The organism is Streptomyces hygroscopicus subsp. hygroscopicus (genome assembly GCF_030269125.1).
Lineage (GTDB): Bacteria > Actinomycetota > Actinomycetes > Streptomycetales > Streptomycetaceae > Streptomyces > Streptomyces hygroscopicus_C.
This window is the reverse complement of sequence record NZ_BSSM01000004.1, coordinates 75989-89325: the sequence shown is the minus strand read 5'-3', so window position 1 is coordinate 89325 and position 13337 is coordinate 75989. Positions and strand designations below refer to the sequence as shown.

The following is a 13337-nucleotide window of genomic DNA, read 5'->3' as shown; positions in this document are numbered from 1 at the left end:
CCAGTGGGTACGGAGGACCCGGACGCATCAGGTCGTCTCCCTGCGCTGGCGCCTGATCGGTTCCCCCACCCGGTGCAGATGGGTGAGCGCCTCGCGGTAGGACTCGATCAGTCCGGTCTCGTAGTACGGCACGCCTGTCTCCGCGCAGTACGCGCGCACGACCGTCCGGGCCCGTCGCAGATGGGGCGTGGGCATGCTCGGGAACAGGTGGTGCTCGATCTGGTAGTTCAGGCCGCCGAGCATCACGTCGGTGAGCAGGCCGCCGCGCACATTGCGGGAGGTGAGTACCTGTCGTCGCAGGAAGTCGGGCCGCTCGTCGCCGGTGAAGGTCGGCATGCCCTTGTGGTTCGGCGCGAAGGTGCAGCCGAGGTAGACGCCGAAGAGGCACTGGTGCACGGCGAGGAATGCCACTGCCTTGCCCGGGGGGAGCACCACGAACAGCGCGGTCAGGTAGGCCGCGATGTGCAGGAAGAGCAGGGAACCCTCCAGCAGCCGGTTCTTCATCGACGGCGAGCGCAGCGCCCGCACGCCGGCGACATGCAGATTGAAGCCCTCCAGTGTCAGCAGCGGGAAGAACAGGGCCGCCTGGCACCCACCGATGAGGCGGGACACGCCGCTGCTGTTGCGGGCCTGGTCGGTGGACCAGACCAGGATGTCCGGGGCGACGTCCGGGTCGAGTTCCTCGTGGTTGGGATTGGCGTGGTGGCGGGTGTGCTTGTTCATCCACCAGCCGTAGCTCATGCCTATGCCGAGGTTGCCGAAGAGCCGACCCCAGACCTCGCTCGGCCGGCGCCGCCGGAAGACCTGCCGATGAGCCAGATCATGCGCCACCAGGGCCACTTGGCCGAAGACCAGCGCCAGGAACGCGGCGACCGCGAGTTGCCACCAGGTGTCACCGAGCGCGAGGAAGACTCCCCAGCCCGCCGCCAGCAGCCCGATCACCACACCGAGCCGCACCGTGTAGTAACCGGGGCGCCGCTCCAGCAGACCCGCTTCGGTGATGCGCCGGGAAAGTCCGGCGAAGTCGCTGCCGGCCCGCGACGGGGAGTTGTGGGGGCGGGCGGCAGGTGCTCCCGCGATCACGGGTGCGTCAGGGGAAATCGTCATGCCATCGAGTCTGGCGACAGCCGTTCACGCGAGACAGCCTGCCAGCCACCGGACCGACAGGGGGCTTCCCCCAGGTCACGGGAGGGGGGTTAGCACCCCTCCCAGGGAACGAGCCACCTCGGAAGCACTGCTCGAAGGCGGACCGATCCGGGGCGACTGTCGGGTACCCGGACCGCTCCGGGGCGACTGTTCGGCAGCGGGGCCGCTCCGGGTCGTCGAGTCGGCGAGTCGGCGAGTCGGCGACGTTGTCGGGAGTCGGACGTGGGCTTGTAGAGGCGTACGGTGGCGGCGATCTCTCGTACCGTCGCGTCCTAGATCTCGCCGGGGACACCCTTGGCACCGAAGAACGCCCAGGAGACCAGGTCCCCTTGGGCGTTCTTGCAGGAAGCCGGTGACGCCCGCGGCGAGGACGACGGCCGCGGCGGCGATGACGGCGACGAGCTTGGTACGGTCCCCGCCCCCGTCGGCACAGGCGCGGGGACCCCGGCCGGCCGGGTGGGCGCGCTCCAGGGTGGGGACTGCCGGTAGGGGTTCGGGCTGGTGGTATCCGGCCCGCCGCTACGGGTTCGGCTGATGTTCGGCCGGGGGCTGCTGCGGGTCCCGCCCGCCCCCGGCTGCCGCTCTCCTGGCCACAGGCGAGGTAACGATACGGCGGCTCTCCGCCAGCCCCGGACGAGGTGATCGTCGTCGGAGATCCGGGGATCGCCTCGTGCCCAGGTCGACCCACTACCGGGCACATCGGGGCGAGGACATACGCGTCCGGCTCTGCGGATACCTACAATGACATCAACAGCGGCCCGGGGAAGGGAAGTTGACGATGGCGGACGAGTACGGACAGGCACCGAGCATCGCCCGGGTGTACGACTATCTGCTCGGCGGCAAGGACAACTGCGCCGTCGACCGGGAGATCGGCGACCGCTTCAAGATCGACCTGCCGGGGTCGGTCGCCATCGCCCACACCAACCGAGGGGCACTGGTCCGCGCGGTGCGCACGCTCGCACGCGCCGGCATCCGGCAGTTCGTCGACCTGGGAAGCGGGCTGCCGACCGCCGACAACGTGCATCAGGTCGCCCAGCGCCATCAGCCCGGGGCGGCCGTGGTCTACGTCGACACGGACCCGACCGTCCTCGCCCACGGCCGGGCACTGCTGGCGGAGAACGCGTCCACGACCGTCGTCCAGGGCGATGTCCGCACCCCGGACGCCATCCGCCACCACCCGGAGACGGAACGGCTGATCGACTTCGGGCAGCCAGTCGGCATCATCCTCAGCGCCGTCTTCCACCACCTCGACGACGACGAGAACCCGGCCGAGGCCGTCCGCTACTGGAGCGACCGGATCGCGCCCGGCAGCTACGTCTTCATCTCCCACTTCCGCTGCGGACACAACGAGGAGACGGAGGCCGCGCAGGCCGAACTCATCGGCGCCTTCGGCCGCGGCCGCTGGCGCACGGACGCCGAGATCCTCGCCCTCTTCCGGGGCCTGGACCTCCAGGAACCGGGCATCGTCCCCGCCGTCCAGTGGCGCCCCGACCCCACCGAGGAGTCCCGAGTACCGACCGTCTGGGAACGGCTCATCGCCGCGGGACTGGCCAGGAAGGCACAGGGCGTGTCCGTGTGACGCCCAGGGCGGCCGATCGGATGGCGCCCGGATCGGTCCTCACGCCCGGCGAAGGGGCCGGCGGGCCACCCTCCCCGCACGTGCCGGCAGGCGGCCGGTGCCCGATGCCGTGCGCGGCTCACCCATACAGGCGAAACTGTACAGGTAAGACTGTACAGGTTAAGGTGCGGGTTATGAGGGAGAACCCGAGCCTGTCGCCGTCGGCGGTGGAGGCGTCGCGTGAGGTCCGCGCGGTGATCAGCCGGCTGCGGCGGCGCATCCTGAAGGCATCCGAGTCCGAGGACATGACCTTGGGGCAGGCGTCGGTGCTGGCCCGGCTGGCCGACAAGGGCGGGGTCACGGCGAGTGAGCTGGCCACGTCCGAAGGAGTGCGGCACCAGTCGATGACGGCGACGGTCGCCGCGCTCGCCACCCTGGGTCTGGTGGAGCGGACGCCCGACCCGGACGACGGGCGGCGCCTGCTGATCAAGCTGACCGCGGAGGGCCGGCGCCGGGTGGAGAAGGGGCGGCAGGCCCGGACGGAGTGGCTCGCCGGCCGGTTGCAGGACCGCTGCACGGAAGAGGAACGCCGGAACGTGATCGCCGCCATGGCCGTACTGGAACGGCTGACCCATGACTGAGACGGAACCGGGGGCGATACGGGAGACGGACAAGCCCGGTTTCGACAGGCGGCTTCTGCCGCCGATGATGCTGGGTTCGGTCCTGAACCCGATCAACTCGACCATCATCTCCGTCGCGCTCGTCCCGATCGGCAAGGCCCTGGGCGCGCCGCCCTCGCAGACCGCCTGGCTGGTCTCCGCCCTCTACCTGGCCACCTCGCTCGGACAGCCCGTCGTCGGCCGGCTCATCGACCTCTTCGGGCCGCGCAGACTCTTCCTGTTCAGCACCAGCCTCGTCGGGGTCGCCGGCGTCGTCGGCACCCTGGCCCCGAACATGGCGGTGCTGATCGTCTCCCGTGTCCTGCTCGGCTTCGGCACCTGTTCCGGCTATCCCGCCGCGATGGCCCTGCTGCGCAGCGAGGCCAAGCGCACCGGGCGGGACAGCCCCGGCGGGGTGCTGACCGCCCTGGCGGTCGCCAACCAGACCATCGCGGTCATCGGCCCGCTGCTCGGCGGTCTGCTGATCGCGTTGGGGGGCTGGCGCGCCACCTCCGCGCTGAACGTGCCGCTGTCCGTCGCGTCCGTGGTGCTGGGCCTGCTGTGGCTGCCCAAACCCGTCGCCGAGGGGACGGACGAGTCCCCGGGGCGGCGTGGCCGGCTGGTCGCGCAGCTCGATCTGCCGGGCATGGCGCTGTTCGCCGCGATGCTCACCGCGCTGCTGCTGTTCCTGATGAACCCGCACCTGCGCGACGGGTACCTGCTGGTGGCCGCCGCCGCCCTCGGGGCCGCCTTCGCGGTGCGGGAACTGCGGGCCGCCACCCCCTTCATCGACCTGCGGGTGTTCGGCGGCAACACGCCGCTCATGACCACCTACGGCCGTGCGCTCGTCGCGTACGTCGTCGCCTACGCCTTCCTCTACGGTTTCAGCCAGTGGACCGAAGAGGGCTACGGGCTGACCCCCTTCCACACGGGGCTGGTGCAGATCCCCACGTTCCTGGTGGCGATCGTTGTCTCGATCGCCTCCGGGCGACGGCCGGGCGTGCGCGGGAAGCTGCTGGTCGGCGCGGCCGGGCAACTCGTCGCCTGTCTGGTGATGCTGACACTCGACGCGGGCAGCGCGTTGTGGACGCTGTTCCTCGTCACCCTCGTCTTCGGCATCCCGCAGGGGCTCAACAACCTGGCCCTGCAGAACTGCGTGTACTTCCAGGCCGATCCCGAGCGGATCGCGTCCTCGGCCGGGCTGCTGCGCACCTTCGCCTACATCGGCTCGATGGTCGCCTCCTCCGCGACCGCCGCGTCCTTCGGGCAGCGCGCCGACACCGGCGGCATGCACCAGCTCGCCTGGGTCATGCTGGGCGCCGGCGTGCTCTACCTCCTGCTGACCGTCCTCGACCGCAGGCTCGGCCGGGCACCGTCGGCGGACACCCCAGCGGCGAGGTAGCGCTCCCGGCACCAGGACCGCACGGACGTACTCCCGTACGAGACAGGGGACCCGTTGCTCCGGAGGATGGGCAGTCGTTCCGGCTTCCGCCGACCACCGGCCCCTGCCGCGGCGAGGTACGGACGGTCGCCGACGTCGGCGCCGTCCCCGCGCCCGGCGACCGGGCATGGGACCTCGAGGAGTGGGTGCGGCCGTGGCACTCCGGCGACGACTGGTGGGATTGATCCGCCTGTTCCGCGCAGTCGCAGGGTGCGGAGGCGCTGGTCATGCAGCCTCGGGGCAAGCCGGTAGGGGTACGGTCCGCGCCGCACGAACGACCCGGAGCCGAAGGCGGGTCCGAGGTGGTACGAGAGGGTTCGCGGACGGAGGTCTCAAGCCCGCGCGCGGGCGGGTACCTCCCGGGCGAGGACGACCGCGACGGCGCCGAGAAGGCTCCCGGTGGTCCACCGTTGCCACTTGGCCCATGCCGGGCGGCTCTTGAGCAGGCCCGCGATCGATCCGGCCGCGAGCACGATCAGCGCGTTCACGGTGACGCCTACCGCGATCTGCACAGCGCCGAGGGTGAATCCTTGGGCCGTGGTGTGGCCGCGTGCGGGATCGATGAACTGTGGGATGAGCGCGAGGTACAGGATGGCGGCCTTCGGGTTGAGCAGGTTGGTGATCAGCCCCATCCTCAGCAGCCTCCAGTGCGAGTCGCGCTGGAGGCTGCGTGGCTCGAACAACCCGCGCCCTCCGGGCCTGAGCGTCTGCCAGGCCAGGAACGCGAGGTAGGCCGCGCCGACAGCTTTGAATCCGATGTACAGCCACGGGACGGCGACGAAGACCACCGCCAACCCCACGTTGGCCAAAGTCATGTACACAAGGAAACCCACCGCGGTCCCGACCAGCGAGACAAGCCCGGCCACGCGGCCCTGGCTGACGCTCCGAGACACCAGGTACACCATGTTCGGGCCCGGGGTCAGTGCCATGCCCAGTTCGACCAGAGCCATTCCGCCGGCCGCCGCCGATGAGATCATCACACACGCCACCATGTCAGACCGGCGCAGCGGGCGTCACCCCGCATCCGGTCAGCGGTGCTCGGCGGTGGGGGCGCGCAACCCACGGCGGCTGAGGTGGCCCACGTCTCGGCCGCATGCCGCACACGAACCCATGAGTTCCTGGTCAACGAGCCTCATCCGCATGGGTGCCGGGCCGAGGGCCGTACATACACCCGGATCCTCTGGGAAGAGATCAAGACGCGTGGTCGCACCGGTGCCCACGGAGCCGTCCGCGCCTGCCTCCAGCCGTGATGCGCCACCTCGACCGCGCCGGCAGCCCGTCCGCCGTCGCCGCCACCGGCCTTCACTGCCATGGAGTTCCCGCAGGCCCGTGGGGCACGCCCTCGGGCGCCTCGGCCGGGGCGGACACGCCGCGACCAGGCTTCCCGAGTCGCTCCGGGGTCCGGAGCGCGGCGGCTCCGTCGGCTCACGTCTGGCGCATCGGTGCGTACTCCGCCTCCTCCAGGCCGAAGGTCCAGGCGACGCCCTCACGGGCGGTGCGGGTGCGGGGAGGGACACGGAGCCAGTAGGTGCGGTGGGTGCCATCGGGTTCCGGGGTGGAGTTGACGACCTCGACCATCACCTGCGGCTCGTCGCCCTCCAGTTCGAGGCGCCAGAGCACGCCCGTCTCGTCCCGCTGCATCGGCTCGGCGCCGGACTCCTTCAGGTAGCGGTCGTAGCCGTAGTGCTCCAGCATCACGCGGCGCAGCTCGGCGTTCTCCTCCTCGCGGATCCTCCGGGGCGTCAACTCGGTGAGTTCGTCGAGGAACTCGGCCGGGACCGGCATGCCGCGCCAGGCGTACAGGGCGAAGTCGTCGGGGAAGGCGAGCGCGGGGCCGTCGCCCCGGTCGAGCCGGCCCGCCTCGTCCAGGTGGAGTTCCACGGGACGCTCGCAGACGACCGCCGTCTTCTCGTACGGCCACCACCAGCCCGCCGCGCGGGCCACCGCGGCGATCCCGGCGAGCGCCTCCCCGCCCTCCTGGCCGTCGAACGCCGCCAGCCAGGCCGCGTCCTGCTGACCGAGGACCGCGTCGAGGAGTACCAGGCGGACCTCCTGTTCGGCGGCCACCGCGTCGGCGGAGGCGCCCGGAGCCCCAGCGGAGGTGTCCGGCACCCCGGACGGTCCGTCTGCCGAGGCAGCCCGGTCCTCCGTCACACCGGCCCGTATCCGCTCGGTCAGCATGACCATGCCGTCCCACAGCTGAGCACCGGTCAGGGCCCAGTGCCCGGCCCAGCCGGCCGGGCCGAGCCGGTCGAGGAGGCGCCGGCGCGCGGTCGCCCACGGGCGCGTGCGCACCGCGACGCGGACGCCGCGGCCGGCCGTGCCCCGCGCCGTGAGCCGGGCCGCCAGGGCCGCGCCCTCGCGGGGCGAGTCCGCCCAGACGATGGTCTCGGGCTCCGGCAGGCCCGCCAGCCGGTAGGCCAGGCGCACGCCCTCCTCGGCCGCCGCGCGGTCCGCGGGACCGGTCGCCGAGGCAACCGCCCGCCACGTGCGGGTCGTCTCCGCCGTCACCGCTCCACCGCCCGCCGTCACCGATCCCCGAACCGTCCCGTCAACCGCCGTCACCGATCCCCCAGCGCCCCCACCGATCGAAGTCACCGATCCCCCGACTCCCCCGTCAACCACCGTCACCGATCCCCCGACTCCCCCATCAACCACCGTCACCGATCCCCCGACTCCCCCATCAACCACCGTCACCGATCCCCCGACTCCCCCGTCAACCACCGTCGTCGATCCCCCTGTTTCCCCACTGGTCCCCGCCACTGTCGCGCCCGCCGCCTCAGTCCGCCACGACGCGGACCGCGCCGGGCACGTACTCGCGCTGGCGCACCACGCGGTACCAGCCCTTGGGCAGCGGTATCGCCGCGTGCTCCTCGTGCACCACCCGTCCGCCGTCCGGGAGATGGAGGTACGCGGTGCCGAACGGGCCGCTCTCGCGGACCAGCGTGCCCGGCCCGACCACGGCGTGCGCGTGGCCCGTGACCTCGCCCAGGGCCAGCACCAGCCTGCCCCGGGCGTCCCGCGGCTGGCGCGGCAGCCGGTCGGTGCCCGGCGGCACCGCCTCCTCCGCCACGGGCACGATCAGGACGTCCCCTTGCCGGTACATACGTGTCTCCCATCCCGGTCGGTGCCTCGCCGACCGATGTCCACGACGCTACGCGGAGGGTCTGACAACGGCCCCGCGAGCGGCCTCCCACGGCCCGTCATCCGCGTTGTCGGTGCGGGTTGGTAGAACTTTGCCAACCACCGCACGATCACGGTCCCAGGAGGCCAGCGCGTCATGTCCTACGTCGAGCATCTGAAGGAACTGCACGGCCTCCCGGCCTTCGACTTCCCCGCCCCCGACGCGGCTCGGGAGCTGCCGGAGGCGGACGCGGTGGCGTGGCGGCTGAGCACCGATCCCTACGACGACGACTCGGAGGAGGAGTTCGAGGAGCTGTGGGACCGCTTCCTGGAGACCGTGGACCCCGCCGGTGTGCGCGCCATCGTCGTCGGCCGGTGGGGCGAGGCGTACGACAACGACTCCGAGTTCATCGTGCGCCGCCTCGTGGCGGCCCGGGAGCGGCTGACCGGCCTGCGGGCCGTGTTCATCGGGGATCTGGAGCAGGAGGAGGAAGAGATCTCCTGGATCGAGCAGTCCGACGTCACCCCGGTCCTCGACGCCTATCCGCTGCTGGAGGAGTTCGGGATCCGCGGCGGCACCGGACTGCGCTTCCCGGCGGTCCGCCACCAGCGGCTGCACACGCTCCGTTTCGAGACCGGCGGTCTGCCCGGCGAGGTCGTACGTGGTGTCGCCGCGAGCGAACTGCCCGCGCTGGAGCACCTCGACATATGGCTCGGCGTGTCCGAGTACGGCGGCGACGCGACGGTGGCCGACCTCGCCCCGCTCCTGGCCGGGGGCGGCTTCCCGGCGCTGCGCCGGCTGGGCCTGCGCAACAGCGAGATCCAGGACGAGATCGCCGCCGCCGTCGCGGGCGCCCCGGTCGTCGCCCAGCTGGCCTCGCTCGACCTGTCCATGGGGGTGCTCACCGACGAGGGGGTGATCGCACTGCTCGACGGGCAGCCGCTCACCCACCTCACCCGGCTCGACCTGCGCCACAACTACGTCACCGAGTCGGTGGCCCAGCGGGTCCGGGCGGCGCTGGAGCCGTCCGGTGTCGAGGTCGACCTGTCCGAGCCCGGCGACACCTGGGAGCACGACGGCGTCGTGCACCGCTACACCGCGGTCGCGGAGTGAGGCTGCCATGACCTTCGCCGATCACTTCGACACTTTTCACGGACTGCCCGTCCTCACCCTGCCCGAGCCGGGAGAGGAGGCGCTTCCGGCCGCGGGCGACGTGGCCTGGCGGCTGGACTGCTTCGAGGCCGGGGACATCCCGTTCCCCGAGCTGTGGCAGAGCTTCAAGGAGCGCGTGCCGAGCGCGGACGTGCGGGCCCTCGTCATCGGGCCCTGGTGGGAGGACGAGTACGGCGAGCTGCGTCCCGTGCTGGAGCTGGTCCTGGCCGACGCCGCCCGTTTCCCCGCGCTGCGCGCCCTGTTCCTCGCCGACGTCACCGGCGAGGAGTGCGAGATCTCCTGGCTCCAGCTCACCGACATCACCCCGGTCCTGGAAGGCTTTCCCCTGCTGGAGGAGCTGGGCGTGCGCGGCGGCGACTCGCAGGGGCTCGGCGAGGAGGCCCTCTCCCTGCGCCCCGTGCGGCACGACGCGCTGCGTGTACTGCGGTTCGAGTCGGGTGGCCTGCCGGGGCAGGTGGTGCGGGCGGTCGGTGCCTGTGAACTGCCCGCCCTGGAGCGGCTGGAGCTGTGGCTCGGGGTGGAGGCGTACGGCGGTGATGCCACGGTGGCCGACCTGGCGCCGATCCTGTCCGGGGGCCGTTTCCCGGCCTTGCGCCACCTCGGCCTCCAGGACAGCGAGTTGCAGGACGAGATCGCGGCGGCCGTCGCCTCCGCGCCCGTCGTGGCCCAGCTGGAGTCGCTGAGCCTGTCGATGGGCACCCTCACCGACGCCGGTGCCGAGGCGTTGCTGCGCGGCCAGCCGCTGACCCATCTCAAGCGGCTCGATCTGCACCACCACTTCCTCGGCGAGTCCATGGCCGAGCGGGTCGAGGCGGCCATCGGCTCCGCCGGGACCGACGTGGACCTGTCGGAGCGCCTCGCTCCGCACCGGTGGCGGGGCGAGGAGTGGCGTTATGTCGCCGTCTCCGAGTGACCCGGCGTCCGGTGCGAGCGTCCGGTTCGCCGTCGTCGGCAACCCGGAGAACCGGCGGACGACCATGTTCGCCGACGCCGTGCGCGCCGCGGGGCACCCGGCACCGCGCGTGCTCGCGTGGCGGGACGTACTGCGCGGCCGGTACGCCTTCGCGCGGGGCGAGTGGGTACGGATCGACTCCCCCGGCGAGGACGCCGAGGTCGACCGGCTGCTGCGCGGCGTCGACGATCCGACCCGGGTCGAGGGCACGGCGCTGTGGTACCGCCGCTTCACCTCCCTGGTACGGGAACTGGGCCGAGCGGCGCGTCGTGCCGGCGCGGTGACGAGCGCGGACCCGGAGGAGATCGCGGTGATGTTCGACAAGCGGCGCTGCCATGCCCGGCTCGCCGCCGCGGGAGTCCCGGTCCCACCGGCGCTGACCGGTCCGTTCGACGGCTGGGACGGGGTTCGGCGGCGCCTCGGGGAGGCTCGTTTCCAGCGGGCGTTCGTGAAGCCCGCCCACGGCTCGTCGGCCTCCGGTGTCCTGGCGCTGTCGGTGGCGGGTCCCGGCCGGGTCAAGGCGACGACCTCCGTGGAGCGGGGCGACGACGGGCGGCTGTACAACTCGCTGCGGGTGCGCGACTACACGTCGGAGCGCGAGGTCGCCGCCCTGGTCGACGCCCTGGTCCCGGACGGGGTCCACGTGGAGCGGTGGCTGCCGAAGGCCATGCAGGGCGGCCGGGCGGCCGATCTGCGGGTCGTCGTGGTCGCGGGACGCGCCACGCACGCCGTCGTACGGACCAGCCGGCACCCCATGACCAATCTGCATCTCGGCGGTGCCCGGGGCGATCTGGACGCGGCCCGCGAGGCTATCCGGGCCGCGGGCGGCGACTTCGCCGAGGTCGTCGAGGTGGCCGAGCGGGCGGCCGCGTGCTTCCCGGGCACGCTGTGCGTCGGCGTGGACATCCTGCCGGCCACCGGCTGGCGCCGCTTCGCCGTCGGCGAGGTGAACGCCTTCGGGGATCTGCTCCCCCGCCTGACCGGCCTGCCCGGCAGCGGCGCCGAGCACCTGGACACCTACGCCGCGCAGGTCGCCGCGGCCCCCGCCGTCGCACGGCCGACGGCGTGTGGCGAACAGCAGCCGGAACACGAGGAGCACCACCGATGACATCCCCGCTCGACATGACCGGGATCGTGGGCAGCCACGATCTGCTGCTGGTCACGCTCGACACCCTGCGCTACGACGTGGCACAGGAGTTGGCCGAGGCCGGGCGCCTCCCGAACCTGGCCCGGTATCTGCCGGACGGCGGCTGGGAACGCAGGCACGCGCCCGGGAGCTTCACCTACGCCTCCCACCAGGCGATGTTCGCGGGGTTCCTGCCGACGCCGACCGCGCCGGGCCCGCATCCGCGGCTGTTCGCCGCCCGGTTCGCGGGCAGTGAGAGCACGGCGCCGGGCACGTTCGTCTACGACACCCCCGACCTGGTCTCGGGTCTGGCCGCCGCGGGCTACCGCACCGTGTGCATCGGCGGTGTGGGCTTCTTCAACAAGCAGGGGCCGCTGGGCTCGGTGCTGCCGGGGATGTTCCAGGAGAGTCACTGGGAGCCGGAGTTCGGGGTGGCCTCCCCCACCTCGTTCGAGGCCCAGGTGGCGTGCGCCGAGAAGGTCGTCGCCGGTCTCCCCGAGGAGCAGCGGCTGTTCCTCTTCGTGAACGTGGCGGCGCTGCACCAGCCCAACTGGTTCCATCTGCCCGGCGCCACCCGCGAAGCGGGAGACACCCGGGAATCGCACGCGGCGGCCCTGGAGTACGTGGACCGGCACATGGGCCGGCTCCTGGCCGCGGCCGGCAGCCGCCGTCCGTGCCTCGCGATCGTCTGTTCCGACCACGGCACCGCGTACGGCGAGGACGGTTACACGGGCCACCGCATCGGCCACGACGTGGTCTGGACCGTCCCCTACACCCACTTCTTCGTCGACGAGGCACGATGACCGGCAACGCCGCGACGGCCACCGCCGTCCGCCCGTACCAGCAGTACGTCTACGCCTATCCGCACAAGACGGCCTACCGCCCGCTGGCCCGCGAGCAGGCGTCGCTGCGCGCCCTGTGGGCGGACGAGCCGAAGGGCGCGCTCTCGCTCTACTTCCACATCCCCTTCTGCGAGGTGCGCTGCGGCTTCTGCAACCTCTTCACGCGGATCGGCGCGCCGGACGGCCTGACCGGTGCCTATCTGGACGCGCTGGAACGGCAGGCGTCGGCGGTGCGCGAGGCGTTGGGCGAGGGAGCGCGGTTCGCCAACGCGGCCTTCGGCGGCGGCACTCCGACGTTCCTGGAGGCGGCGGAGCTGGAGCGGCTGTGCGATCTGGCCGAGCGGGGGCTGGGCGCCGATCTCGCCGCGGTCCCGTTGTCGGTGGAGGCCTCGCCCGCCACGGCGACCGCCGACCGGCTGGCGGTGCTGGCCGACCGGGGCACCACCCGGCTGAGCCTGGGTGTGCAGAGCTTCGTCGACGCCGAGGCGCGCACCGCCGTTCGACCGCAGCGGCGGGCGGACGTGGAGGCGGCCCTCGCCCGGGTCCGCGACGCGGGCATCCCCGTGCTGAACATCGATCTGATCTACGGGATCGACGGACAGACCGAGGAGTCCTTCACCCGTTCCCTGGACGCGGCCCTCGCGTGGCGGCCGGAGGAGCTGTACCTCTACCCCCTCTACGTGCGACCGCTCACGGGTCTCGGCCGACGGCGCGAGCCCGTGGTGTCCGGCGAGGCCGAGTGGGACGAGCAGCGGCTGCGGCTGTACCGCCACGGCCGGGACCATCTGCGCGCGCACGGCTACGAGCAGGTGTCGATGCGGATGTTCCGCCGCGCGGACGCCCCGGACACCGGCGCGGGCGACTACGCGTGCCAGACGGACGGCATGGTCGGTCTCGGCTGCGGCGCGCGGTCGTACACCTCCCGGTTGCACTACTCGTTCGACTACGCGGTGGACATGCACCGCATACGCGGGATCATCGACGCGTACGCCGCCCGCTCCGCCGACGGTTTCCGGCACGCGGACTTCGGCTGGGAGATGACCGGGGACGAGGCGCGGCGCCGCCATCTGCTGCAGTCGCTGCTCCAGGCCGAGGGCATGCCGGTGGCCGGCTACCGGACCCGGTTCGGCAGCCTGCCGGGCGACGACTTCGCCGCCGAGCTGGCGCGGTTCGGCGACCGGGGCTGGCTGGACGACACCGCGGGCCCGGAGCTGCTGCGGCTGAGCCCCGAGGGGCTGGCGCACTCGGACGCGGTGGGCCCCGCGTTGTTCTCCGCCGCCGTACGCGCGCGCATGGCCGCGTACGAGCCGAAGTGA

The 13337-nt window shown here is 72.4% G+C and carries 12 protein-coding genes; 8 read left to right on the top strand and 4 right to left on the bottom strand.

Annotation, left to right across the window (positions count from 1 at the left end):
• Nucleotides 1–27: 27 nt before the first annotated feature.
• Complete coding sequence (locus tag QSK45_RS11215; RefSeq protein WP_285555697.1) at nucleotides 28–1107, bottom strand: fatty acid desaturase family protein; 1080 nt, start codon at nucleotides 1105–1107, stop codon at nucleotides 28–30.
• 817 nt (nucleotides 1108–1924) lie between these two features.
• Here QSK45_RS11215 and QSK45_RS11210 point away from each other — a divergent pair.
• From QSK45_RS11210 to QSK45_RS11200, 3 genes are all read left to right on the top strand, one after another.
• Nucleotides 1925–2725, top strand: coding sequence for an SAM-dependent methyltransferase (locus QSK45_RS11210; RefSeq protein WP_285555695.1), 801 nt, complete (start codon nucleotides 1925–1927; stop codon nucleotides 2723–2725).
• A 173-nt stretch (nucleotides 2726–2898) separates the two neighbouring features.
• A complete protein-coding gene (locus QSK45_RS11205; protein ID WP_285555693.1) occupies nucleotides 2899–3345 on the top strand; it encodes a MarR family winged helix-turn-helix transcriptional regulator in 447 nt (148 codons plus the stop codon).
• A complete protein-coding gene (locus QSK45_RS11200) occupies nucleotides 3338–4765 on the top strand; it encodes an MFS transporter (protein ID WP_285555692.1) in 1428 nt (475 codons plus the stop codon). Before QSK45_RS11205 ends, QSK45_RS11200 begins: the two co-directional genes overlap by 8 nt.
• Before the next feature lie 371 nt (nucleotides 4766–5136).
• On the opposite strand, the gene QSK45_RS11195 is transcribed toward QSK45_RS11200, so the two are convergent.
• The 3 genes from QSK45_RS11195 to QSK45_RS11185 form a co-directional block, all read right to left on the bottom strand.
• Entirely contained in the window at nucleotides 5137–5781 is a 645-nt protein-coding gene (locus QSK45_RS11195) for a LysE family translocator (RefSeq protein WP_285555690.1), read from the bottom strand.
• Nucleotides 5782–6229: 448 nt separating this feature from the next.
• A complete protein-coding gene (locus tag QSK45_RS11190; protein WP_285555688.1) occupies nucleotides 6230–7315 on the bottom strand; it encodes a DUF6745 domain-containing protein in 1086 nt (361 codons plus the stop codon).
• Nucleotides 7316–7583: 268 nt separating this feature from the next.
• Nucleotides 7584–7910 (bottom strand): DUF8820 family protein, encoded by a 327-nt coding sequence (locus QSK45_RS11185; protein WP_285555686.1) that lies wholly within the window; start codon nucleotides 7908–7910, stop codon nucleotides 7584–7586.
• Between the two features lie 174 nt (nucleotides 7911–8084).
• Here QSK45_RS11185 and QSK45_RS11180 point away from each other — a divergent pair, with 174 nt between their 5' ends.
• The 5 genes from QSK45_RS11180 to QSK45_RS11160 are packed head-to-tail and all read left to right on the top strand — an operon-like array spanning nucleotide 8085 to nucleotide 13337.
• Nucleotides 8085–9041 carry an STM4015 family protein gene (locus QSK45_RS11180; RefSeq protein ID WP_285555684.1) on the top strand — a complete coding sequence of 319 codons (957 nt, stop codon included), beginning with the start codon at nucleotides 8085–8087 and terminating at the stop codon, nucleotides 9039–9041.
• Between the two features lie 7 nt (nucleotides 9042–9048).
• A complete protein-coding gene (locus tag QSK45_RS11175; RefSeq protein ID WP_285555682.1) occupies nucleotides 9049–10014 on the top strand; it encodes an STM4015 family protein in 966 nt (321 codons plus the stop codon).
• The gene (locus QSK45_RS11170; RefSeq protein ID WP_285555679.1) at nucleotides 9995–11161 is read left to right on the top strand and encodes an STM4014 family protein; all 1167 of its coding nucleotides are present in this window, start codon (nucleotides 9995–9997) and stop codon (nucleotides 11159–11161) included. Before QSK45_RS11175 ends, QSK45_RS11170 begins: the two co-directional genes overlap by 20 nt.
• A gap of 14 nt (nucleotides 11162–11175) precedes the next feature.
• Nucleotides 11176–11982 carry an STM4013/SEN3800 family hydrolase gene (locus tag QSK45_RS11165; RefSeq protein ID WP_285556307.1) on the top strand — a complete coding sequence of 269 codons (807 nt, stop codon included), beginning with the start codon at nucleotides 11176–11178 and terminating at the stop codon, nucleotides 11980–11982.
• The gene (locus QSK45_RS11160) at nucleotides 11979–13337 is read left to right on the top strand and encodes an STM4012 family radical SAM protein (RefSeq protein WP_285555677.1); all 1359 of its coding nucleotides are present in this window, start codon (nucleotides 11979–11981) and stop codon (nucleotides 13335–13337) included. The genes QSK45_RS11165 and QSK45_RS11160 overlap by 4 nt, the downstream gene beginning before the upstream one ends.

Bases quoted from the DNA above. Each gene is read 5' to 3' on its own strand.
- QSK45_RS11215 (WP_285555697.1), bottom strand. From the start codon at position 1,107: ATGACGATTTCCCCTGACGCACCCGTGATCGCGGGAGCACCTGCCGCC.
- QSK45_RS11210 (WP_285555695.1), top strand. From the start codon at position 1,925: ATGGCGGACGAGTACGGACAGGCACCGAGCATCGCCCGGGTGTACGAC.
- QSK45_RS11205 (WP_285555693.1), top strand. From the start codon at position 2,899: ATGAGGGAGAACCCGAGCCTGTCGCCGTCGGCGGTGGAGGCGTCGCGT.
- QSK45_RS11200 (WP_285555692.1), top strand. From the start codon at position 3,338: ATGACTGAGACGGAACCGGGGGCGATACGGGAGACGGACAAGCCCGGT.
- QSK45_RS11195 (WP_285555690.1), bottom strand. From the start codon at position 5,781: ATGATCTCATCGGCGGCGGCCGGCGGAATGGCTCTGGTCGAACTGGGC.
- QSK45_RS11185 (WP_285555686.1), bottom strand. From the start codon at position 7,910: ATGTACCGGCAAGGGGACGTCCTGATCGTGCCCGTGGCGGAGGAGGCG.
- QSK45_RS11180 (WP_285555684.1), top strand. From the start codon at position 8,085: ATGTCCTACGTCGAGCATCTGAAGGAACTGCACGGCCTCCCGGCCTTC.
- QSK45_RS11175 (WP_285555682.1), top strand. From the start codon at position 9,049: ATGACCTTCGCCGATCACTTCGACACTTTTCACGGACTGCCCGTCCTC.
- QSK45_RS11170 (WP_285555679.1), top strand. From the start codon at position 9,995: ATGTCGCCGTCTCCGAGTGACCCGGCGTCCGGTGCGAGCGTCCGGTTC.
- QSK45_RS11165 (WP_285556307.1), top strand. From the start codon at position 11,176: ATGACCGGGATCGTGGGCAGCCACGATCTGCTGCTGGTCACGCTCGAC.
- QSK45_RS11160 (WP_285555677.1), top strand. From the start codon at position 11,979: ATGACCGGCAACGCCGCGACGGCCACCGCCGTCCGCCCGTACCAGCAG.